The organism is Dendrosporobacter sp. 1207_IL3150 (assembly GCF_036763085.1).
GTDB lineage: Bacteria > Bacillota > Negativicutes > DSM-1736 > Dendrosporobacteraceae > JBAIYU01.
In genome coordinates, this window is the sequence record NZ_JBAIYU010000022.1 from 1 (window position 1) to 23,407 (window position 23,407).

The 23,407-nt window shown below is 37.7% G+C and carries 24 protein-coding genes and 1 riboswitch; of the genes, 4 read left to right on the top strand and 20 right to left on the bottom strand.

Annotated features, from left to right (window positions below; translation table 11 throughout):
- Window positions 1-317: 317 nt before the first annotated feature.
- From V6C17_RS11845 to V6C17_RS11890, 10 genes are all read right to left on the bottom strand, one after another.
- Complete coding sequence (locus V6C17_RS11845; RefSeq protein WP_333522786.1) at window positions 318-572, bottom strand: hypothetical protein; 255 nt, start codon at window positions 570-572, stop codon at window positions 318-320.
- Between the two features lie 187 nt (window positions 573-759).
- Window positions 760-990, bottom strand: coding sequence for a hypothetical protein (locus tag V6C17_RS11850; RefSeq protein ID WP_333522787.1), 231 nt, complete (start codon window positions 988-990; stop codon window positions 760-762).
- A 93-nt stretch (window positions 991-1,083) separates the two neighbouring features.
- Complete coding sequence (locus tag V6C17_RS11855) at window positions 1,084-1,638, bottom strand: hypothetical protein (RefSeq protein ID WP_333522788.1); 555 nt, start codon at window positions 1,636-1,638, stop codon at window positions 1,084-1,086.
- Window positions 1,639-1,665: 27 nt separating this feature from the next.
- Entirely contained in the window at window positions 1,666-1,974 is a 309-nt protein-coding gene (locus V6C17_RS11860) for a carboxymuconolactone decarboxylase family protein (RefSeq protein WP_333522789.1), read from the bottom strand.
- Between the two features lie 36 nt (window positions 1,975-2,010).
- Window positions 2,011-2,895, bottom strand: coding sequence for an SPL family radical SAM protein (locus V6C17_RS11865; RefSeq protein WP_333522790.1), 885 nt, complete (start codon window positions 2,893-2,895; stop codon window positions 2,011-2,013).
- A 139-nt stretch (window positions 2,896-3,034) separates the two neighbouring features.
- Window positions 3,035-3,802, bottom strand: a complete 768-nt coding sequence (locus V6C17_RS11870; RefSeq protein WP_333522791.1) for an amino acid ABC transporter ATP-binding protein — start codon at window positions 3,800-3,802, stop codon at window positions 3,035-3,037.
- Between the two features lie 13 nt (window positions 3,803-3,815).
- A complete protein-coding gene (locus V6C17_RS11875) occupies window positions 3,816-6,182 on the bottom strand; it encodes a hypothetical protein (protein ID WP_333522792.1) in 2,367 nt (788 codons plus the stop codon).
- A 210-nt stretch (window positions 6,183-6,392) separates the two neighbouring features.
- The gene (locus V6C17_RS11880) at window positions 6,393-6,680 is read right to left on the bottom strand and encodes a hypothetical protein (protein WP_333522793.1); all 288 of its coding nucleotides are present in this window, start codon (window positions 6,678-6,680) and stop codon (window positions 6,393-6,395) included.
- Between the two features lie 208 nt (window positions 6,681-6,888).
- Window positions 6,889-8,169, bottom strand: coding sequence for an FAD-dependent oxidoreductase (locus V6C17_RS11885; protein ID WP_333522794.1), 1,281 nt, complete (start codon window positions 8,167-8,169; stop codon window positions 6,889-6,891).
- Between the two features lie 219 nt (window positions 8,170-8,388).
- Window positions 8,389-9,858, bottom strand: coding sequence for a protein adenylyltransferase SelO (locus V6C17_RS11890; RefSeq protein ID WP_333522795.1), 1,470 nt, complete (start codon window positions 9,856-9,858; stop codon window positions 8,389-8,391).
- A gap of 507 nt (window positions 9,859-10,365) precedes the next feature.
- Here V6C17_RS11890 and V6C17_RS11895 point away from each other — a divergent pair.
- Together V6C17_RS11895 and V6C17_RS11900 are read left to right on the top strand one after the other, a co-directional pair.
- Window positions 10,366-11,658, top strand: a complete 1,293-nt coding sequence (locus V6C17_RS11895; RefSeq protein ID WP_333522891.1) for an MFS transporter — start codon at window positions 10,366-10,368, stop codon at window positions 11,656-11,658.
- A 29-nt stretch (window positions 11,659-11,687) separates the two neighbouring features.
- On the top strand, window positions 11,688-12,494 hold the full coding sequence (locus V6C17_RS11900; protein WP_333522796.1) for an HAD-IIA family hydrolase: 807 nt from the start codon (window positions 11,688-11,690) through the stop codon (window positions 12,492-12,494).
- Window positions 12,495-12,638: 144 nt separating this feature from the next.
- Here the strand turns inward: V6C17_RS11900 and V6C17_RS11905 are convergent, their stop codons facing one another.
- The 7 genes from V6C17_RS11905 to V6C17_RS11935 all read right to left on the bottom strand — a co-directional run bounded on the left by V6C17_RS11905 (window position 12,639) and on the right by V6C17_RS11935 (window position 18,753).
- Window positions 12,639-12,944, bottom strand: a complete 306-nt coding sequence (locus V6C17_RS11905) for an MGMT family protein (protein WP_333522797.1) — start codon at window positions 12,942-12,944, stop codon at window positions 12,639-12,641.
- A gap of 125 nt (window positions 12,945-13,069) precedes the next feature.
- Window positions 13,070-13,834 carry an N-acetyltransferase gene (locus V6C17_RS11910; protein ID WP_333522798.1) on the bottom strand — a complete coding sequence of 255 codons (765 nt, stop codon included), beginning with the start codon at window positions 13,832-13,834 and terminating at the stop codon, window positions 13,070-13,072.
- A gap of 83 nt (window positions 13,835-13,917) precedes the next feature.
- Entirely contained in the window at window positions 13,918-14,187 is a 270-nt protein-coding gene (locus tag V6C17_RS11915) for a magnesium and cobalt transport protein CorA (RefSeq protein ID WP_333522799.1), read from the bottom strand.
- Between the two features lie 309 nt (window positions 14,188-14,496).
- Window positions 14,497-15,459: a DapH/DapD/GlmU-related protein gene (locus V6C17_RS11920; protein WP_333522800.1), complete on the bottom strand. Its 963-nt coding sequence runs from the start codon at window positions 15,457-15,459 to the stop codon at window positions 14,497-14,499.
- 388 nt (window positions 15,460-15,847) lie between these two features.
- On the bottom strand, window positions 15,848-16,918 hold the full coding sequence (locus V6C17_RS11925) for an HD-GYP domain-containing protein (RefSeq protein ID WP_333522801.1): 1,071 nt from the start codon (window positions 16,916-16,918) through the stop codon (window positions 15,848-15,850).
- Between the two features lie 105 nt (window positions 16,919-17,023).
- A riboswitch (cyclic di-GMP riboswitch) is annotated at window positions 17,024-17,109 on the bottom strand.
- A 142-nt stretch (window positions 17,110-17,251) separates the two neighbouring features.
- Window positions 17,252-17,899, bottom strand: a complete 648-nt coding sequence (locus V6C17_RS11930; protein ID WP_333522802.1) for a Vat family streptogramin A O-acetyltransferase — start codon at window positions 17,897-17,899, stop codon at window positions 17,252-17,254.
- Window positions 17,900-18,075: 176 nt separating this feature from the next.
- A complete protein-coding gene (locus V6C17_RS11935) occupies window positions 18,076-18,753 on the bottom strand; it encodes a DUF6273 domain-containing protein (RefSeq protein ID WP_333522803.1) in 678 nt (225 codons plus the stop codon).
- 367 nt (window positions 18,754-19,120) lie between these two features.
- Between V6C17_RS11935 and V6C17_RS11940 the strand changes: the two genes are divergently transcribed.
- Window positions 19,121-19,483 (top strand): VOC family protein, encoded by a 363-nt coding sequence (locus V6C17_RS11940; protein WP_333522804.1) that lies wholly within the window; start codon window positions 19,121-19,123, stop codon window positions 19,481-19,483.
- 325 nt (window positions 19,484-19,808) lie between these two features.
- On the opposite strand, the gene V6C17_RS11945 is transcribed toward V6C17_RS11940, so the two are convergent.
- A complete protein-coding gene (locus V6C17_RS11945; RefSeq protein ID WP_333522805.1) occupies window positions 19,809-20,183 on the bottom strand; it encodes a putative zinc-binding protein in 375 nt (124 codons plus the stop codon).
- Between the two features lie 163 nt (window positions 20,184-20,346).
- Between V6C17_RS11945 and V6C17_RS11950 the strand changes: the two genes are divergently transcribed.
- A complete protein-coding gene (locus V6C17_RS11950) occupies window positions 20,347-20,763 on the top strand; it encodes a MarR family winged helix-turn-helix transcriptional regulator (protein ID WP_333522806.1) in 417 nt (138 codons plus the stop codon).
- Window positions 20,764-21,086: 323 nt separating this feature from the next.
- Here the strand turns inward: V6C17_RS11950 and V6C17_RS11955 are convergent, their stop codons facing one another.
- Together V6C17_RS11955 and V6C17_RS11960 are read right to left on the bottom strand one after the other, a co-directional pair.
- Window positions 21,087-22,001: a DMT family transporter gene (locus tag V6C17_RS11955; RefSeq protein WP_333522807.1), complete on the bottom strand. Its 915-nt coding sequence runs from the start codon at window positions 21,999-22,001 to the stop codon at window positions 21,087-21,089.
- Between the two features lie 70 nt (window positions 22,002-22,071).
- Complete coding sequence (locus V6C17_RS11960; protein WP_333522808.1) at window positions 22,072-22,884, bottom strand: AraC family transcriptional regulator; 813 nt, start codon at window positions 22,882-22,884, stop codon at window positions 22,072-22,074.
- Window positions 22,885-23,407: the final 523 nt, after the last annotated feature.

Genomic DNA, 23,407 nt, shown 5'->3' on the forward strand with positions numbered 1-23,407 from the left:
TGAAGAACCTTGATGGCTCTTTATAATTCGAAATTGCTTTTTGTTAATTCGTTTGCACGATTAACGTTTTGTGCTCAATGAGCACCGCACATCTGGCATTAATTCTTCTTACATTGTTTAGTTTTCAGGGAACACTTTGCAGTTTGCACTGCGTTGCTGCCATCTGACAGCTTATCTATATTAACATAACTAATTTATCATGTCAACATATTGTTTTTGGTATTTTGTGCCACCGCTCATCGGCGACTTACTTATGTTAACATGTCCAATTAATTGTGTCAACACATTTCTAATATCGACAATTTCTTGGAACAAAATCACTTACGGCAACAGCCGCCACCCTTTTTACCTTTGCAGCCACAAGAACTATTTGTCTGAGCTTCAGCCCATTTTTCGGCTTCACTATGGGAATAAAACAGACCTTTGCCGATTAATTCTCGTAAGCTGTTTGCTATATCTGTGCGGTAACTTGATAAATCTTGTTCTTCAATAAGATAACTTTGTAAACTGCCATCTTCGTCAACTTCAAAGCTTACAATCCAGACTATTTCAGTATTTTTATCTTCCGGCATATACAACCTCCATTTTTCGTATGAATATTTTACGTTTTTTATTATGTACTATAATATCGTAATTATATCAGTACCAATATCGAGTTGCTATTTATTTTTTTACTACTATTAAATTCACTATTTTATTTTCTTTAATTATAATAAATCAAAGAAAATAAAAAACAGAGCATTACCGCTCTGCTCAAGTTTATTGCCAACAAACTAAGCGTTTTAAAAGTCCGACAGTATGTTCAAAGCTAATCTTTGAGAAAAAGTAATAGTGATGGTAAAATGCATTTCCCATAAAATACCACAATGCTAATGTTACTGCAGCTATAAAATACAGTATAATAGCCCAGCCAACCATTCTCCTTAACGCTTTGAGTGTTAAGGTGTACCCTTTTTGATAATTAATCTTAATCCAACTAGTGATCATCATCACAATCCCTCCGTGTCATTCAAAGTAATCTACAGAGGAAGTTCTTTTCATCACTATATTCCTTTAGTTAATAAATTATTCATTCCAGATGTTTTAAGTATCCAGACTATTTATTAGACATTTGCTTATTTCGATAAACTTCTGTTCAACACTTACCATATTCTCTTCGTATATATATGGTTCTGAATAAATTCTGGGAGGATTCTCATGGATACCTTGGTGATGTAGATGTTCAAATTCGAAATATAACAGTACGTTATCAATTTCATCTACTATAGAAATCTCTTCATGCGTGAGATCGCCAATTCCAAATCGCGAAAATATAACCTGCTGTAATTTGTGCTCAATTTTTCTGTATTCCTCAAGATAGCATTTTACTGGCCTTGTAACATCCGAAATATAAGCCTCACTTGCATCATGTAAAAGACAAGCAAGTTGCAGCCTATTTGATAATCCTCTTGTTTTTGCTTCATTTGCACAATTAATTGAATGCTGCGCAACACTATAAAAAGTTTTGAAGTGACCATTTGCCCTGCACATTTGTGATAAAGCATGTGCTATATCTTCAATTTTAACTTCATCTTCACGCGGCGAGAGGGGAAAGAACAAGGTATTTGTATAAGTCAAAATTGCGTTTTCTCTTTTCAATTTACGCTCCTTCTGTACCAATTGCCTTCAATTATCATATGCTTCCAAAGCTACCGGCAATGCAGCAATTACCTTATTACCGACAGCAGGAAGCGAAAGCAAGACTGCACTTTTAATTTCTTCTCGTGTAGCACCAAGCTCTTTAGCATGTTTGACATGAAAAGGTAATCCGCTTAATAGCCCTACCGCCGATAATACTGCAATGTACGCTATCTCTTGCGTTTTAGAGTCAAGGGCGCTAGTTTTATCTAGCTTTTTTACTATTTCCAGCCATGACTTTGCCTCTTCTGGTGCTTCTGTCATAAAACATTCAAATGCGCTGCTAACATTTTTCATAGTAAATCTCATCCTCCCTAAGTCCGTTTAAACATTTTAAAATAAAGAAAGTTGGTTATCGCCATATCCTTGCTTATATCCATTAATTATATCTTCCATATTGTAAAGAATGCCTCGCCTATCGCACTCATTCTTGAATATGCGCCATAAATCTATTGCGTTTGGCGATTGGCATTCATATGAATTGCCAAACCGATTTATGTACCTTTGCTTTAGATTTGGAAAGTGCTCATCAAGTTTTTGATAAAACCAATCCCGCTGATTTTGCCTTAATGTTACTCCAAAAGCCGGATATATAAACTTAGCTCCATTTTCATCCGCAAGACTAATTATATTACTTATGGATTTTTCGTTATCTGTAATAAACGGAAGTACCGGCATAAGTAGTATTCCGGTAAATATCCCATTGTTAGAAAGTTCTCTTATTGCAGAAAACCGCAATGAAGTTGCAGCAGCATTGGGCTCGATTTTTTGGCAAAGCACGTCATCCGCTGCAGTAACAGTAATTTTAATAAGAACAGGTGAATGTCTTTTAATTGATTTAAGAATATCAATATCTCTCTTAATCAAGGTACTTTTCGTAGCAATTGTAACACCATATCTGTATGTATCAATTAATTCTAAAGCACCTCTTGTTAAACCATATTTGTTTTCAAAAGGATTATATGGATCACTCATAGCACCTGTTCCAATCACACCAGTTCTACGCTTTGACTTAAGTTCGCGCGCAATAAGAGCAAGTGCATTTGACTTGGCCCTTACTTTGTCAAAGTTTTCAACATGATAACATTCACTTCGGCTATCACAGTAGATACATCCATGACAACAGCCTTTATAAATATTCATATTATAGTTTTTGCCAAACCAGGCATCACCATTAGTGTAGTTAGATATAATTGATTTTGCTTCTATGAACTCCATAGTTTTCTCTACTCTATTCCTTTACTATTAAAAATGCCTTTAATGGTGTGACACCTCTAAGGTAAGACATACTAACGCATTTTTTATTTAGTTCTTCAACCAGTTCATTATTCCTGCGATAATTATAACTTAACATTTGTTACGCATTACCTGAAAGACTTTGGGCACTCGTATTCATCTGATATTCAATAAGCTCCTTATATTTTCTTCCAATATCAGACGTCGGATTAACAAAAACCTGTGTAGGTTTTCCTTCTTCTACTACACTACCTTTATCCATTAGGACAATTCTATCGGCAACCCTCAACGCAAAAGGCAGTTCATGGGTTACAACTATCATTGTGCTGGCGCGATACCGCGCCAACTCCTCCATAACGACTAGTACCTCGCGGACTAAGATTGGATCTAATGAGGCGGTTGGCTCATCCCAAAGTAAAAGTTCAGGTTCATATGCCAAAGCTCTGGCAATACCTACACGTTGCTGTTGTCCACCTGATAACTGAGCTGGTGTTTGATCCAAATGTTGCTCCATTCCGACCTTACCAAGTGCTTCTAATGCCTTACTTTTAGCAGTTTCACGGTCCATCCCACTCATTACCAGACCAAACATAACATTTTCCAGGGTAGTCAATCTTCCGATTAAATTGAAATGTTGGAAAACAAAACCGATATTTTTGCGAACTTTTTGTAATTCGTCTGGTCTCATCGTAATAATATCTGAGCCATTAAGAAGTATAGACCCGCTATCAGGCTCTATAAGACGATTTATGGTACGAATAGTTGTTGACTTACCACAACCCGATGGTCCCATTAGTACAACAATTTCGCCTTCTCGTATTTCCAGATTCATGTTATTAATAGCCTTTATACTGCCAAACTGTTTATATAATTCTCGTATTAGAAGCATCTTAACACCCAACTTATTTAAATTTCATTTTTCTGCGATTAAGTTTTTGTAATAGTCCAGGCCGAGAACTCGGAATAACAATTTCTCGCATAATTTCGTCAAACGATAATCCTAAAGCTTCCCCTGCACTGACCTCGTCAGTAGAAATAGGATTAATTTTTTCAGTATTATTAGCAATTAATAAACCAATCATGGCCCCCATAAGTGGTACACCAAGCCACGGTAAATAAGGTATACCTCCACCAGAAATAACAAACATAACAGTAAGAAGCAGCGCCCCTATACCCATCCCATATACACACTCTGGGGCAGTAAATGCACTCTTAATACTATAAAATATTTTCTTCCATCCCTTAACTTTCGTTCTGCGAGTCACTGAACGCTGTCGTCGGATGATAGTCATTATTGCTGTGTGGTCGAGTGTTAGAAAGGTAACTGTTGCTACTAGAGAGACCATACCCGCAAGCACCGATTTAACCTGCTGTAATATCACCATCACTTCTGCGCGCGGATCAGGCTCAATTATGCCCAGCTCTGACAAATACAAGGATACATTACTATGACCTATTGCTTTATGAATAGTAGGTTGAACTAGTTCAATTGTAATATTACTTTTAGTTAAAATTTGCAGCCGCTGACTGGGGATTACTTGTCCTGCAATAAACTGATCCATAATCTTAATAGACCGACTAATCTCTTCATCGCTTAAGTTTGGTACAGCTGCACCAAGATATTGTAATTGTGCTGCTACCATTGGTGTATTAAACTGCTGCAACTGCCCCAATCGCCCACTAGTACTATTTAACGTCTGACGTGCACCTGCTATATCAAAATTTCGCAAATTGGTAATTGTACTATTGCCATTAGCTACAATGTTGTCTATGGCAGTTTTGGCTCGTCGAGCATCTGCAGCAACATTACCAAGCGTGCCTAGTCTTTCTTGGAGGTTTGAAAGATTTTGCTGCATCATTGTCACATCATTAACTGATGTTCCAACATCCGGATTCAACAAGCGAATAACTTGTAATGTATTTGCTAGGTTTCCCATTGCTTGAGCCGAGCTGCCTAACTGTGTTTGTATACTACTAGTATCAAGATTTGCTAACCCGCTAGTGGCTGCTTGGAGTGTAGTACCGGCATTTTCTAACCCTGAAAGTGTCTGCTCTATTGCTCTCAAACTTCCTGAGTAGTTGTCTAGCGATGTATTGGCAATACTTATCATGCTTTGCGAATCTTGAGAAAATCCGGGTATCTGTTCAACTAACTTCGACGTTTCTCCTAATGCATTACCTAATTCACTTCGAGGGTTCTGAAAAGTTGCAGTGCCAATAGGTTTTTCGATTACTGAATCAATGACTAAGTACCCTTGACTCTCAGACAATTTTCCGACTGTTCCCTGAATTACCATACCTTCAGCTGTTCCGTCTTGTTTCATGTTTGTTATTTGAACTAATACATTTGCCGTATCTATTGGTGACTGTGGTACTGGCGCATTAGCAGCTGCACCCTGGAATGCAATTATATCACCAGAACGGATTGCAGCTCCTGCTGCTGGACGAATAGAAGCTTTAGTTGCGTAAGCCATCAAAAAGCGTCTCAACTCAATAATAGTACTCACAAAAGAAGTCGTATCGTTTTTCTGTGTATCAACTGACACGCTTTCTGCAAAACCAACTGCTGTATCAGTCCTTAGAGCATCAGCAATTTGGCTTCCTAATCGGATAGGATTATCTGGTTCACTTCCCACTGGAAATGCTATATCAATTAACTGATACTGGGATAATACTCTCTCTACTTCATTATTTACAGCTGACGAATTTTCGATAGAGTTTAGAAGGATAATGATTGATCCACCACTCCTAAAAGCAAATAACACCCCGTTAATCTGCATAACCTGATCGATAACAGTAGCCTTAGCACCTTCCGGTACAGCTTTCAAAGTTAATCTAGGCTCGGACATAATACTAATACCAGACTTTCCTGGAACGCTTCCGAAAATATTATTTATCGTCTCAAATGTCTGTTTAGTTTTATGCTCTGGGGACACTCCAACCATAAAGCTTGTTACACCAGTCAAAGTGGGGCCTTCCTTCAATCGCGCACCTGGAAGGACTTCAGTAATAATTTTTTCAATCTGCGCTCGTCCGTCATCTTTTGATTCTTCTCTAACATTAATTATGAAGTCATATTCACCGTATTCACCAACAAGTGATGATATCGTTTGAGAAAAGTATGAATTTGCTGACATGGCTAGAACCCAGGACAGAGCACTTCCTATAAAAATGCTAATCAATAAAAGTATAAGAATATCACGGTTAAAAGAATTTCTAAAAAAAGTTCTTGATAGCTTTTTCCGAAAATCACTTACTGACTCAGCCATAGCCCTGCCCCCTCTAGATAGTAAAAACAGTCCTGCAGTTACTATTAAGTATCTGCAGGACTGTTTTATTTTAGTCTAAAATTACCCATATAGAATTTATCAGCAAGATAATGCTACTAAAACGTTTGCTATGAAATAATACTTACTCCAAGTATGACCTCATCGATTTGCTTTGCACTTAGTCTCCTCAAACATTCAATGCCTCTTGGATTAGCTGTTATTAGTTAATATAAGTGTAGTATCTTTTAGTATTGCATCTTTAATCAGCTTCTTTTTATCAATGTGGTGACCGCTCGATATGTCAATTGAAGTGCTTCCATTTGGTCTGTAATGAAAATCTACAAAAAAGGAAGCCCCATCAGCCTCGATTTCTACTCTATGACGATGTCCGTCTATATGAATAATTTCCGATACATTATACTTTTTATAGTTTTCCGAACAGATTTTTTTGATTGCAGAAACAAGCATTGGTCTATTTAACATTTTTTCTCGGCTCATAAAATATCCACCTCTTAAATTATCATTAGTCATACTTTAAATAATTTCACACTTTATCCTACTAAATTGCAAGTAATATTAAATTTTACAACTTATTATACTATGGATAAGTTTATCGACAAAACAAAAAATGGGATTTAGCTGTGCTAACCCCATTTTTTGTATTTACTATTATAGTTTCCCTAAAACTTACTACTTCAATTATACGCTAGCATAGTTTTTTGTCATAAATATTGAGTAACCCTGTCGTTTCTACTCTGGAAAATAGTTTTTCTTGGTCTATGGAGTATAGGTTTATATCTTTCATTCGTTCAAAATAAGTCGAGCCTGCGAAAGTGAATTTATTCTTGTCACCATCTACTTCACTCATTTTTTGATTTGAATAGGCTATAAAGTCTCCAGTAGCTAAAGTATCTGGTAACTCTAATAGTGAGGCATTTAATGCTTTTCGTACGCTATTATGACCTGCTAGATATCCAGTAACAATTGCTTCAGTATGCCCTATATAAAATCCACTCTTTTCCCCTGCCACAAAGAGATTTTCGATACCTTTAACCTTCATTGTATTCTCCCTAGGCGCAATTGACAAATGTCTTATAGAGTTTGCTACCCCGCCTGAATAGGGATCTTCAAATCTAGCATTCTCAAAACCTTTAATTTTTCTGAGTTTTTCAATAGGATAAAATGGCGCCATTAATTTCGCATGACCTGTATCAAGTAAGATTATGTTATCTGCAAAAGCGTCTAAAGAATAATGTTGACATATTTTTATATTTAGTTTTTCTGAGTTCTTTTCTTCGGCAGATAACGGTATAATTACGACCCCTTCTTTATTGAGCCTATCATGAAGTTCTTTACTTAGCGTTTCTTTATTTATTTTTACAGAACCACTGAAAGAACCATACGTTCCATCTTTGCGTTTTCCCATCATATCCTTAATTCCGCATTTTTCCGTTATACTCACCCTGCCACCAAAAGTAGGGCATCTTAATATACACATTGCACAGCCATTTCCATATTTATGGCAATTATTCATTGGACCAGTAGTACCGGTTGTCTCTACAAAGCAGTCTCCTTTTATCTTTGTTCCATCATTTAATACTATAGCCTTTATCCTTTGATCTTCTATTTCTACATTCTTGGCAGTCGTATAAAATAAAACATCAATTCCCAGTTCGTGAATTTTTCGTCTTACGGCACTCTCTATTAAATTTACATCATATATGCTTGCATGCTTATGCCCTGGAAAGTCTACGTTCTTATGCCTTGAACAGCTATCTGTTATTGCAAATAGTTCTCTACCGCCTAGCAAAATGCATTCCTCTGCAGCTGTGTATCTTCCGTTATTTCTAGTAAGTCCACCAACATTTCCGAGACCTAATAGTAGATCTGTTCGCTCTAATAGTGTTACCTTTGCGCCAGCTTTTTTTGCGCTAACGGCAGCCGCACATCCAGCCCATCCACCACCAATGACTACTACCTCTTTCACCTTATTTCCCCCTTCATGATACGTTAGAAGCTTATATGTAACACTCTTTTTCATTGTATATATATCACTTTATTAAGCATTAATTTGTCTTATCACTCATTTATATCTATTACCGTGTTAATTGAAATTCTCCTGGTTATATGAATAATTTTTCTTTTAACTCTTAAACGTCCTAAAATAAAAACGCCTAAAAAATTGTTTAGGCGTTCACTTATAATGTTACGTACCACAAAAGGTTCGATAAGGGCGGTCTGAAGACTCAGGAAGTATGGTGTAATCAGCTTGTTCGGTAGAGTGTGCGTAGGGAGCTGCAAGAACCTCAAGGAGGCGATGCATTAAGCTAAAGTCGTCATGTTTGACTGCAGCTTCTAATGCAGATTCTACCAGGTGATTTCGGGGAATCACCGCAGGGTTGGAGCTCTGCATCAAATCAAGTATAAGTGATTTAGATTCATGCTGCCTGCCTATTCTCGCCTTCCACAACTCGTACCACTTAGTAAATTCTTCAACGGCAATAAGGGTGGTATCTTCTGGCTTATCGAGAGCTAATGCCCGGAAAGTATTAGTATAGTCCGCACGGTTCTTTTGCAGTATGCCTAGGAGGTCTTGGATTAATGCTTCATCTTGTGATTCATGGTTAAATAATCCTAGTTTTGCTCTCATTCCAGTAAGCCAATTGTTGTGATATATCTCGTTAAAACCAGCTATAGCGTTCTGAGCAAGTTTAATGGCTTCCTCTGGATCGCTGTGCAGCAATGGCAAAAGTGTCTCGGCAAATCGAGCAAGATTCCAGCCAGCAATATAAGGTTGATTACCATAAGCATAACGTCCATGTGCATCAATGGAACTAAAGACCGTTGCAGGATCATAAGTATCCATAAAGGCGCAAGGACCGTAATCAATAGTCTCACCACTAACCGTCATGTTATCTGTGTTCATGACTCCGTGAACAAAGCCAACCATCTGCCATTTCGCAATAAGTTCAGCCTGACGATTAATTACCTGTTTCAGCAAATAAACATATCTATTTGCATCGTCTACTGCAATAAGTGGGTAGTGACGCTCAATTGTATAGTCAGCCAATACCCGAAGATCTTCAATACTGCCCCATTTTGCTGCATATTGAAAAGTACCGACACGTATATGGCTGGCAGCCACACGGGTTAAGATAGCGCCAGGCTGCTCTGATTCACGTTGTACTATTTCACCAGTTGTTATTACCGCTAGACTGCGAGTAGTGGAAATACCAAGAGCATGCATCGCTTCACTTATAATGTATTCACGCAGCATTGGTCCAAGGGCTGCTCTACCATCACCTCGGCGTGAGTAGGGAGTTCTCCCTGAGCCTTTTAGCTGAATATCATACCGTTCGCCTTTAGGGGTGATCTGCTCACCAAGCAAAACTGCCCGTCCATCACCTAACATCGTAAAATTACCAAATTGGTGTCCGGCATAAGCTTGAGCTAACGGTGAAGCGCCATCAGGAACATGATTACCTGCAAGTATTGCAGTACCATCAATACTTTGTAGAAACTCTACATCTAACCCTAAAGACGCAGCCAAAGAATTATTAAGAATTGCTAACTTCGGCGAGGGTACAGGCGTAGGATTAATAATGCTAAAAAATGAGTGAGGCAGCCGAGCATAAGTGGTGTCGAAGTTCCATCCTGTCTTTATTATTGTTTCCAATAACATCATAGCTCCTTTCTTTATAGGCTCCTATATTTTTTCTTACTCAAAAACAGCTATTACGATCTCCTTATATGAGCTATCTACCTTCATAATTCTCACAGTATAAGTCTTCTTTTAGTGTTGCCTGCAGTAACTAATTATACTCTTTAGTCAGAACGCAAATACAATTTAGGATTTCTCAACGTATTTGATTAGTGAAAAAACACCTGCAATTATACTCAAAAATCTTAATAGTAATTCAGATTTTATCTGATAGTTTAGTTGTTTTAATAGTGTGATAATTTAGATGTAGATAAGTTCACTTGGGAAGGAGAATTCTTTTATGGATGTCTGGGAAGAGCTTTCTAACAAAATGTTGTTAAGCATTATCCAAGAAAACAAATTTACAGAAAAAAGCGAGGTGAATTTAAAGTGAAACCTGAAGTGAAAAATGAAACTCCAAGAGGTAATGGCTTACTGGATTTATTCTGGAGCGTATTTGCAACCGGCCAAGATAAACCGCCAATGTCGGATGATCAAGGAGTAATTACAAAAACTTTTAATAAATACCGCTGGCAAGTTTTCTCCTCAATCACCATGGGTTATGCCCTGTTTTATGTTTTACGTCTTAATTTTTCCGTTATCAAAAAACCACTTATGGCAGCCGGCGTACTAAATGCGCAGCAATTAGGTATAATGGGTTCCGTATTCTTCGTTACTTATGGGCTCGGCAAGTTTGTTAACAGCTTTTTAGCTGATAGGATGAACAACAAACGGTTCTTTGCTCTCGGTCTTTTCTTATCTTCTATTGTAACTGTGCTTATGGGTTTTTGTAATCAGTTCACCCCGCTGGTAGTGCTTTGGGGTATAAACGGCTGGTTCCAATCCTTCGGCGCTGGTCCTTGTATCGTTTCTCTAAATCAATGGTTTAGTAATAAAGAGCGTGGTACCTTCTACGGCATTTGGTTTACTAGTCACAATCTAGGAGCAGCCTTCACGTATGTAGCTACCGCTACTATCGTAACAGCATATAGCTGGAAATTAGGCTTTATCATTCCTGGTATCTTTTGTCTAGTTGGATCTCTCCTTATTTATTTCTTTATGCATGACCGTCCTGAAACCTACGGCTTGCCCAATGTTGCAGATTTCAAAAACGACCACGCAGCAGTAGTTGAAAAAGAGAAATCAGTTAGTGCCTTACAATGGTCTGTTGTTAAACGCCCAGCTGTATGGATACTTGGTTTATCAAGTCTTTGCTGCTACATTGCACGTTATGCTATCGAAAGCTGGGGAATAATCTATTTGACTGAAGCAAAGGGCTATACTACTCTTGGTGCCAGCGGAGTATTGGGCGTTATGCAGTTTGCTGGTATCTTCGGCGCACTTACCTGCGGTCTAGTATCCGATAAATTTTTCAATCATAAGCGAAATATGCCTGCTTTAATTTACGGAGTTCTATATGCAGCTTCAATTGCCGCATTTGTATGGGCACCTGCTAACCCTACAACTGATATGGTAGCAATGTGTGTTTACGGATTTACCATGGGTGCACTAGTATGTTATCTAGGCGGTCTTATGGCAGTTGATATTTGCCCTAAACGCGCTACCGGCGCAGCAATGGGTATGATAGGCTTATTGAGTTACTTTGGTGCAGCCCTTCAGGAAGTAGTCAGCGGCTATTTGATTAATGCTCATATGACTATAGTTAACGGCAAAAAAGTTTACGACTTCGCACTTGCCTCCGATTTCTGGGTAGGATCTGCTGTACTTTCCTTCTTGTTAGCAGCTATGGTTTGGAATGTTAAAGCTCACGACTAGTTATATTTAACTATAGTTAGGAGAAGCACATGCAACTGAATCCGGTGTGTTTACAAAAACTAAAGTACTTTGCCTTAGATATGGACGGAACTATTTATTTAGGTCAAAAATTACTGCCAGGCGCAGCTCAATTTTTGAATTACCTAACTGAAAGCGACCGCAAGTATGTATTTTTGACCAATAATTCCTCCAAAAACAAACAAAACTATGTTAAGAAACTCCAATCACTTGGTATAAATGCTAATATTGATCAGATTTTAACTTCTGGTGAAGCTACTGCCTTGTATATAAAAAAAAATAAACCTAATGCTCGTATCTTTTTATTAGGTACACCAGACTTGGAAGAAGAATTTATATTGCATGGTTTCACCTTGACCAATTCAAAACCTGATTTTGTAGTATTAGGTTTTGATCAGACCTTAACTTACGCCAAGCTAACTGAAGCTTGTCATCTTATTCGCGAAGGAGTTCCATTTATCGCAACGCACCCAGACATTAATTGTCCAACCGATGAACGCTCAGGATATATTCCTGACGTAGGTGCTATGCTTGAATTGATTTATTCTTCTACGGGTAAACGTGCAAAAATCATTGGCAAACCCTATCAGGAAATCATCGATGTACTGATTGAAAGACTCGACTGTAAACGCGAAGAAACAGCGATGGTCGGAGATCGACTGTATACCGATATGAAGATGGCGGAAAACGCTAATATTTGCGGTATATTAGTCTTAAGCGGCGAAAGTACGCAGACTGATGTAACCAATTCAGAAATTCACCCACACTATATCTTCGAAAGTGTGCGAGAACTTGCTGCAGCATTGCAGCAAGATTGACAGTTAAGTAATTTTATTACAACCATCTTAAATACCAAATACCAAATACCAAAAAACGATCTACCTCTCATATATACAACTAGGTCATCCTCTCTTTTCAGAGGATGACCATTTTTTATCTAAGTACACTTATATAAGATTAAACTATGGTTGCCAACGACATTTCTCCATATCCACACAGCCATCAACGGTAAAAATAATCCCCTCCGCTTCGAGCATATGCCTCTGTACATCTTTTCCGCCAAAGACGAAGCCCGTAGAAAGTCTGCCGTCTTGAAAAACCACTCTATGGCAAGGTACTTTTCCTTGATGTGGATTACGGTGTAATGCATAGCCAACAGCGCGTGATGCTCGCCGGTTTCCAACCATTAAAGCAATTTGACCGTAAGTAGAAACTTTCCCTTCAGGAATTTGGCGAACTGCTTCATAAACCCTATTATTAAAACTCATAAATAGTTCAAAATCCTCTCATTAATAAAAGTAACAACTATCCTTCGTTCTTTAATCTTATGCTGTGCAATAAATTGATTCTGTAGTTGTTTGATAGTAAGAAAAATGTGTTAAACAGATATCAACTATAAACCCTTTTGCTCAAGAAATTTAATGAATTTATTATCTGACAATATTTCATTTGTCACAAATTTACCCTCATAAAAGAAACTATATGTCGTGAAAGGTGCGGGAGCATTTTGGGCTTGCTCTTTTGTCTGATACTTAATCAAAGTAAAGTCAATATTTCTTTGACTTGCAATCTCTGCAATCAAAGGTGCATATTTTTCAGTATGTGGACATTGGTTTGAGTAATATAAGACCATTCCTTGGTTATCAACTATCCCTTTTTTACAGCACTTTTTGAAACTCGGCTTATAAGTGCTTTTTTCGAACGGTAAATATAACAATTCAAAGTGCGGCTCTGCCGTGTCACATACTTCAAAACCTTTATATTTCAAATATTCAGGATCTGATAAAAACGGCATTTTCTTTTTTGACGAAAGAACAACAATACCTTTTTTACATTGCAGCTTTGCATCACTTATACATTCTTCTAGCAATTTGTTAGCATATCCTTGCCCTTTAAACTTCCCTGAAACCCAAAAACAATTAATAAACATATATTCGTCTGCTATTATTGGAACCCACGCATTTTCTGCAGGTATATATTCAATAAAAACCTTACCACGAACATTAAGCTTCTTGAAGACAATCCCATCGTTATAGCGCTCACTTAACCACGCTTTTTTAGATGAAACACAAAATTCGCCTTTTTTATCTGTAATCGCACAGCAAATGTGCTCGTTATCAATATTACTGCTATTAACACTTATAATATCCATTTTCATTTTTCCTCCCCAGATTTAATATAAAGAACGGATATCTGCATTATTCGCATACGAACTATTTGATAGTCCACAATTATGAAAAATCATCTACCGGCCTTGTCACTAATCTTACTGCCATTAAATAAAAACCTTATAATAGTCAGGACTTGAGAAGGTATCATATTATCTTCATAGCCTAACCCCTTAACCTCAGTCAATACACATTCCTGCATTTCCTTAGTAAGCACTGTTAAACTCTTAATCTCCGAAACAACAGATTTTATTTCTTTATTATCCATCAACGCCAAGATTCTCTGGGCTTTTTCTGCGCCAATTATTATTAGAAAAATGGCCGCTTTTTTTATCGGCTTCAATATGGGCCCCTCCCTGTAACTTCCAAATAACAGTTCCAACATTTACTCAGCGTTAAGATGATTTTTTATTAGTTACTGAGCATAATTCTTAAAAACTTTCAATTCCAGCTTTATTGCGTAAGCTAGAAATTCCATACTTTTACACAAAGTCCTCTCACATTACTTATTTATATCATTCCGTGTACTATTACTGACCAGAATAAAAAAGCACCTAAACAATAGTCTAGGCGCCTTAACCATATATTTTACCTTGAGCTATTCAATCCAGTCTAGATGAAACTCTCATGATCCTCGGATCGATGAGATTAACTAAAACGCCCAAGCTGGTCTTTCCATCATGGTCACATTCTCACCAACAATCTTTGCTGGAAATCCCTCAACTATTTGATTATCCGAAATAACGCTTCTTTGCTTAACAACACTCCCCGACTTCACTAAAGTATTTTTACCCAGTACGCTATAGTCGCAGATGATTGAACCAGACTCGATAATAGTTTTAGATCCGATCGTTGTTCCGTGAATAATACATCCAGGGCCAATCGTGACATCATCCTCAATAATAAGTTCATTATCCGGCAACAGATGTAAGACTGAGTTTTCAAGTATTTGCACATTGCTGCCGATTTTAACCGGTCCATGCGAGTTCCCAATAATTCTGACACCAGATGCTACTACCGTATTGCTGCCGATCGTAACGTCTCCAGTGATCTCGGCAGAATCAAATATAAATGCAGATTGATGAATAACAGGGTATTTGTCCCCAAAGTTATAGATTTTCCCCATTTTATCACCTTCCTTCGGTTCATGTTTTACAAGATTCTCTGCCACTAAGCGTAAACTAATATCATTGCCTCTCATCCTTAAAATCACATTTCTATCCTTATCACTCAAGCTTCTGACAAACCTGCCTGGCCTTCCGATAACAACCGATTCGCTAGGAATCACTGCCCCTGCTGGTATGATTGTGCCTTCGCCGAATATGCACATGTTACCAATCTTAGAGCCCGGAAGAAATATAGTACCATTTCCGATCTCACATAAATCACCGATTTGTGCGCCGATGGCAACACATTTGTGTCCAAACACAGTCTTACTTCCAATAGCAATAGGATACTCAGGCGTACCTATTAGGACAGAGTTTTCAAGTATCCAAGTTTCATTTCCAATTTTGAATGAGTCATCTTTAGACCGAAGTATCGAACCCTGGGCAACATATACATTCTCCCCTAGTCTGATTGTACCAATCAGTCGAGCTGAATCATCTATTCTCAAATTCGCGTAACGCTCCCCTCTATAATCAATTTCATCCTTACACTAATCTTAATGCCATGAAATAGAAATCTCATAATAGTATTACTTATGAAGGTGTCATAGTATGATTAACGCCCTTCAATTTTATCTCTATCGTTTTAGCTAGAATTTCCACATTCTTATATTAAATCCTCTCATCGTACTTATATTTACAATCCGCTATTATTTGAAATTATGTTTTCGTATACTGTACCGACAATTCCTCAATAAAAAATCTCATAGACTATGTCTATGAGATTACAACACACATATAAAATTACCGTAAAATAATCGAACCTTAATCCAGGCTATTCCGATTACAGAGATTAACACTGCCCACTCATCTAATCGCTATGCATTTTTAGCCTTTCTAGCGTAAAGTCTCATAGTTGTTAGTTAACTCAATAACTTCTTCTTCAGACAGAACTCGTGTAATAAATGTTGTCAATTCTTGAATAAGATTAATCTCTGACCATTCATTATGTAATTCTCCGTTTGAGTCTGTCAGTATCATTATTGTCGGCCTTGCTTGGAGTTTAGGCCGTGCTTCAGTTACTACTCCAATATGACCAGTGTCAAGTACAACAAAAGTTCCTATAGGATATAACGGCGCCTTAGCCAAGAAAATATTAGCAAGTTCTCTATCCAAGTGAGTTCCACTCATGGCCATTATTCCTTCATATGCCTGATGTGGTAAACATATTTCCTTGTTCTTCGGTCCTGCCACCATAGTATCATAGGCATCAGCAATTGCAGTAATTCTAGCATATTCATGAATTTGGTTAGCTTGTAGCCCTCTAGGATAACCAGTACCATCATACTTCTCATGATGCTGGAAGATAATATGACCTGAAACGACGGAATATCCACGTAGCTTACGTGCATAATCAAAGCCTAACTGAGGGTGTTCCAATTCATTTGCATCTTCATCCATCAATACTATACCAATATCATGAAGCAATGCACCCATAACAATTTCATGCATTTTAGTTGCGTTATAACCCAAGTCGCTGGCTATAACAGCTGCCAGCACTGCTACATTTACACAGTGTTTATAAACATAATCTCCTGGAGTAGCTATATTATCCATCCGAATAATTTGATTCTTTCTTATTGTCTCTTCTATCATTTTAGCCAAGGCAGATACACTACGATACACATCGATGAGCTTACCTTTTTTTGCATCATCGAAAGAATCCTTCAACAACCTAGTTACTTCGGTTTTCTTCTCTTCAGGTAGAGTCTCTTCGTAAGTTAACCCGATGCGTTCAATTATCGGGTTAGTCACACTCAAACAAAATACACCCATTTTTTGAATTCTTTCAATATATCGCTCGGTCAACTGGATATTGCTTCCTAGCAATATCCGACCATCTGCAGCAGATAACCGATTATAGGTAGTCATTCCATGTTTTAAATTTTGAACAGATATTTTTTGCATATTAACTCCTATATTTAACCTTATGTAAAATATTAGTAAGATGCTCTCGTACAAAATAAAAAAAGACAAGCTGCTGCCTGCCTAGATTAAATGCTATCTACACTAACAAGCAGTCTGGCAATCCTAGATAGTTTATCCTTAGACCCATGACTTTGCGTCCTTACCTTTCGACAAGTTTGCCCAATATAAGATTTTAAATTGGAATGTTAATGCACTTCGACATTTAGTTGCATTTTCCTTCATGTGGTATTGAATTGAAAAGGCGAAATGGGCCCCTCCTACAATGGCACTATTTTATATTCGTTAAAGGGTCAATTCTTTAATAGCTAACTATCAATTCTCCAACAACTTTTTTACTGTAGCGATATCATTGGCGGCAACCAGTAGTCCAAGATTATCAAATATCTTTTGCTCATCCCAATTCCACCATTGAAGCTTTAATAACAATTCAATCATTTCATTATTAAACCTCATTTTAATCAATCTGGCCGGATTGCCGCCGACAATCGTATAAGGCTCTACATCCTTTGTTACAGTCGCATTTGCGGCGATAATTGCACCGTCGCCAATCTTAACACCTGGCATAATCGTAACATTCTGCCCAATCCATACATCGTTGCCGATTATGGTATCTCCTTTAAACGGCAGCTGCTCTACTGTAGGTGTAACCTTCTCCCAACCTCCACCGAAGATATTGAATGGATACGTTGTAATGCCATCCATACGGTGATTTGCTCCATTCATAATAAATGTTACACCTTCAGCAATAGCACAGAATTTCCCAATGATTAATTTATCCCCAAGAAACTCATAATGATGCTGAATGCGATCATAGAACTTCTCGGGGGAGTTTTTGCTGTCGCTGTAATATGTATAGTCGCCAATCACCACGTTTGCTTTATCTGGTAGATTCTTTATATAGCAAACCGTTTTTATATTTTCGTTGGGAAATATTTTAGTTTTGTCTGGCGCTATCGGCATATTGACACTTCCTTTCGATTCGTCTAGCTTCTTAGGCTTCAATAACATCTATTTAGTAACTTACTATAAAAATTCATCGCATTTTGCCTTTTACCGCCGTTTGGATTTGTTCACAATATACATGCTTAAGTTATCGTTTGTATCCCAAGCTATCTATTCTGTTCTGAAACAATTCTTTATAACACAAGATTAATTTTTAGTGCAGGACGAACACCGTAGTGAGGTAAGTTGACACGTCCGTAACTGCGAATACTGCTACGATGACCAATAAAAAACGCACGCGAAGAATTATCAGATTGGGTTCTCAGCCACCACCATGAGCAACCAAATTGCTCACCATCCTCAACTATATAATTATCTCCGACTTTTTTATCATACACATACAAGTGACATCCATCGTTCTTTTTTATTTTTGAAAATTCCGTTCCTATTGCACGACGTTCTACACTTAGAGAATCTCCACTAACCTTAGTGGTCAGTTCTTTCACCTCTGAAACACTGAGCAGAAAAACCTTGTCCTGTGTATCTACACTACCGTTGTCCGTGCAATGTGTAATCTTGATAAATTTTTTCTCCGAGTCATTGAACGCGGCATTAAAAAACTCATCGTTAAGCCATTTCCGCAAATCAGAATCGCGCCAGATAATATCTTCAAAATCGCTATGGTATCGCTTAGAATCCAAAATATACTCACTCAAAAGGAACAGCTCACTCCCTGAATTTTGCAATACTCTCCATTTTATTGGTGTCAAGTCAGCTCCATCCGCATTCTGTGGATAAGCGCCGAAAGTAATGATTTCTCCAGACTTTGCATTTTGCGCGTTTTCTTTCATGTCCTGTTTTGTCATATTCATAGCTTCTTCCTTTCATTTAAAAACTCTGTTTTTTTACTTATTAACCTATTTATATAAACATATTACTCTCAGCCTCAGATCAGGACGACTGGAGAAAGCCCTCCAAAATCATCGCCAACGTCTGCCCTTAAAAAATTCCTCATTGCTTGTATTTTACCATTAATTCTCCTGCCTTATGAATGAAGCATATGCTATATTGAAAAAACACGCGAATCTGTTACTCCAAATTTGCTTTTTTCCTCAAAAACCAATCAGCGCTTTCTTAGCTCGTTTACTTCTTTTAATCGTAAATTAGCGGCAATAACTTAAAACTAAAAACAGTGGTTATAATAGTTAATATAAGAATTCGCTAGGGGTGAGATAAGAAGTGAATCCGGTAATTTGGTTTGAGATACCTGTGGCTGATATCGACAGGGCTAAATCCTTCTATGAAGCGGTATTTGGACAAAATTTAACCATAGTAGACATGGAGCAAAGGCAGATGGCTATGTTTTCCATGGAAATGGGCGTTCCGGGTATTGGTGGAGCGCTTGTTAAAGAGGAACACTTCGTACCGTCCTATGCTGGCACGATGGTGTACTTCACTGTAACTGACATCACCGAAACCCTTAGCAAGGTAGTGGCAAGCAAGGGCAAAGAAATAATCCCTAAAACAAGTATTGGAGAGTATGGTTTTTGCGCTTATTTTGAAGATAGTGAGGGTAACAGAATCGGGTTGCACACGATGTAGTTTTCCTACCAAACAATACGGCATTTTGATTTTAATAAGCACTATCAAAATCCATAATATTGTGCAAAATTAAGAATGAGTCGGCTTAGGTATTCGACCTAAAAAACCGACTCATTTATGTATCTTTCTATTTCAGTGCAAGGAGTAAGGCTTGACTTATTCTACTAAATCCGAAATTGTGGTTTAAAAGTTCGGCCCCCTCAATGTAGGGGGCCGTGTTAGTTTGGGAGTTATATTTTAGTGATACCTTCGCCAGACTCGTACTACAACTCGTTAGTTGTTAGATTCTCTTTTTTCACGATCAACTTCTAATATTTTAACCATTTTATAATCGTTCAGATATAGATTGGGCAAGAACTTCAACCATGTCTTGTGTGCATGTCGTTTGCCCTTTAACAAGTCCCATCTCGGTTAAAACAATCGCTTTAGGAATTAGACCTATGTTTTCAATTGTTCTCTTAGCACACCCGATGGAACACCCGTCAATTGTGATAACTTCTTCGGCAGCCTTAGCCGCGTCAATGAACTGCTGCAACCCCGCCCCAATTCCAATCAGACAACTAGCCTTTGTTGTGGCGAAGCCTATTCTGCGAAGACTTCTGCTAACCTGATCAGCCACCTCGCCCACATCGGCGCAGCCTGAGCATGCATATACAATTCGTTTTTCCCCATCGACCTGACAAGAATACTCCAAAATCAATCCTCTCCTTCTCCTTTACAGTCCCGAGGTTAATTAGTATTATAATAGTATCATATTATAAATAGTTGTATATGTCAACAGTTTGTAATATCAACGATTGGAGTGAGCTATTATTAATCAACTCAAAGAGAAAGCCCACTGTCTGCGTGATTCCGTAAAGGAAATGATTAGGCAGCTAGGCTTATTAGAAAACACACAATCATTTTGTAGTTCAGACTGTACATTTACCCAGTGCCATACCATCATTGAAGTGGGCAAGGATACTAACAGCTCACTCAACGATCTTGCCGCTCGCCTGAAAGTTGACAAGAGTGCGATGAGCAGAACTGTTGATGAGCTAGTTAAAAAAGGCCTAGTTTTTCGTGAGCAAGACCCCAACGATCGAAGATATATTCGTATTTCTCTAACCAGTCTAGGACTACAAAAATTTGAGGACATCGACGCTAAATCAAGGTCGATATTTGAACAACTTCTGCAAACAATGCCCGCCGAGGAACATGATGTTGTTATAAAAGGACTGCAACTATTCTCGGAAGCGCTTACCAAAAGCATTATGGGTAAAGAGAACAAAACGGATTAAAAACTACCCATAGCCATCTAACTGGCTATGGGTAGTTTTTTACTCCGTTTTGCGAGGTATGGCACCGCAAGGTCGTTTTTTTGTAGCTTCGGTTAGTTATAATTTAAAAAAGATAATTTCAGAGCAAGAACCTGTTACTTAAAGAATTGCCACCTTAAATTCTTTTATTAGCTTCCTTTTTCATCCTACTTCCGCTCTATCAAAACATGCACTCAACGTGTATTTGATAGAAACGTGATACCGAAACGCGAAAAAAGAGTTTCGCGTTTCAGTCGGCGCCCTTAATATAAGGGTAACAATTTATTTAAAGTTTATATTTTCGCTTACTTTTCATTGCTTCTATATGCATTTGATGTTGCCATTTGAGTAAGATCTTTTTCTTTATTTATTTTGCTATCCTTAAGCATTTCCCCGATATATGTTGAGCCCAATATTAAAACCCCACCTATAATTTGGAGGATTGTTAACTTCTCTCCAATAACGATTACACTGAATAAAATGCCAAATAAAGGCTCCAAGTAACTGTAGGACACTATTTCAACAGATTTCATATGTTCAGAGAGGGAAAAGAATATGGTATAAGCCACACCGGTGTGCAATATACCCAATAGAATGGTATAAATGACCGCCATAGCATCCAAGTTAACAAACGTTAAAATATTTCCATCCATCAATACAAATGGCAGTAAAACCAGCATCGCTGTAAATATTTGCACAAATGTAGCAGTTTGATTATCCACCCTGCATTTAATGCTGCGGTTAATAAGAACAATCGCTGCGTAAAGCATCCCCGAAATAGCACTAAGCGCCATCCCCATATATCCGTACCCTTCTAACACATTATGACCGACAATCAAGACGAGACCTATAAGCGAGCTTAAAATCACAGCAACTTGAAGCTTTGAAATGGTCTCCTTTAATATCAGTGGTGCAGCGATCATTACATACACCGGACACATATTATAGATAATAACAGCAGATGAAATGCTAGTATGTTTAAACCCATAAAACAAAGTTAACCAGCCAAAACCTAGCAATACACCTGAAATAATGTACGGTTTTAACAGCGGCCACTCTACCTTATCTGCTTTTTTCATTTTCATTACAACAAAAAGGACCGGCAGGGCAATTACTGCCCGGAGAAAAGCTAAGCTTAAAGCGGACAAGGGAATGGATTTTGTAAATACACCCAAACTACCCCAAATAATCATAACAAGTGCTAATTTAATTCTATTCATAGAAGCCTCCTTATCTTTGCTAAGTCCAGATTAGCTAAATAATAAGGAACTGTATTGTATAAAATTGGCACTATACCTTTACTTGCTCTATATATGTCCCTGGTGTAATGCCATACATTTTTTTAAATTCCCGAATTAAATGGGCTTGGTCATAAAATCTCAATTCCTCACAAATTGCAAATACGTCTACACCTTTACTTAATAACCTTTTTGCTTCAGCAACCCGATATTGTAAGTGGTATGCGGCAGGTGTGGTTGTATATAACTTTTTAAAATTCCTGATGATTGAAAATTTATTTAACCCGGATATTTGCTCAAGCTTATCTAATGTTATATCGTCATTCACGTGATTTAATATATAATCATGAATCGTTTTGACGATATAACTTGTACTTGCGGCAGTAGTATCAGTAATATCTTTTTCTCCAAACTCCAGCAATAACTCAATAAGTATATTTTCCAATGTGTCTGGAATCTTTTCTGTCAGTAATTGTTCAATAAAGCCTATTAGTTTTCGGATTTGATTACCTGTTAACTTCTTTGCATGACTAAAATTTACTGAATCACTGTAGTAGCTGGGATCGACAAATAACATAACATATGCCCAGTGATTAATATCATTCGGCGCACATCTGTGAGTCATTAATGGTGGTATAACGACACCATCGCCTGATCCATAGTGGATAGTCCTGTCTTTCAAGGTTAAGTCAGTGGATCCTTCTACGATATACCCTAATGAAAGTTCATTATGGACATGAGGCTTATACGCATGGGGATGATTTCTACATAGCTTGATCTCCACGCCTTCAATAATGCTTTTGCTAAATTCCATATGTCCTTCTTGTTTAATACTACTTATATAATCCTTGTCTAATATATTCAAAATTCAAACACTCTCCTTTCATTTCAAGTATATTGCTGCTGAGGACACGGGCTCACTCCATCCGTCCCAATATGCTCTATCCGTCGTGCTAATTCAATGTCATGTTATCCACGCTAAGTATCTTTCATAGTTGCTAGTGTTTCTGATAAACTTTCATCTTTTGATTTAAACGTTATTTTTGGTTACTTCACATGACTTCATTATATCATCAAGTCACTAAACATTCCCATATTAGGGATATACACTATCCTTAATTACGCCAGAACAAAACTTTTTTCATCTCCATATCATTTTGCAAATATCCCCGTTACTTTCGTGTAAAGATGAATTTCGGCAAAAAGTACCACCTCAATAAAATAAAAAAATTCGCCTAAACAAAGTCTAGGCGAACATAATACTTACCGAGGGGTAGATCGACGTCGTTTCTATTCTAATCTTCGAATGCCGAGGTACAAGCTGAACATCTTGTCGCCTATGTGTACACTAGAAAAGCAATGCGGGCACTCCTTCGTTGTTGGTACTA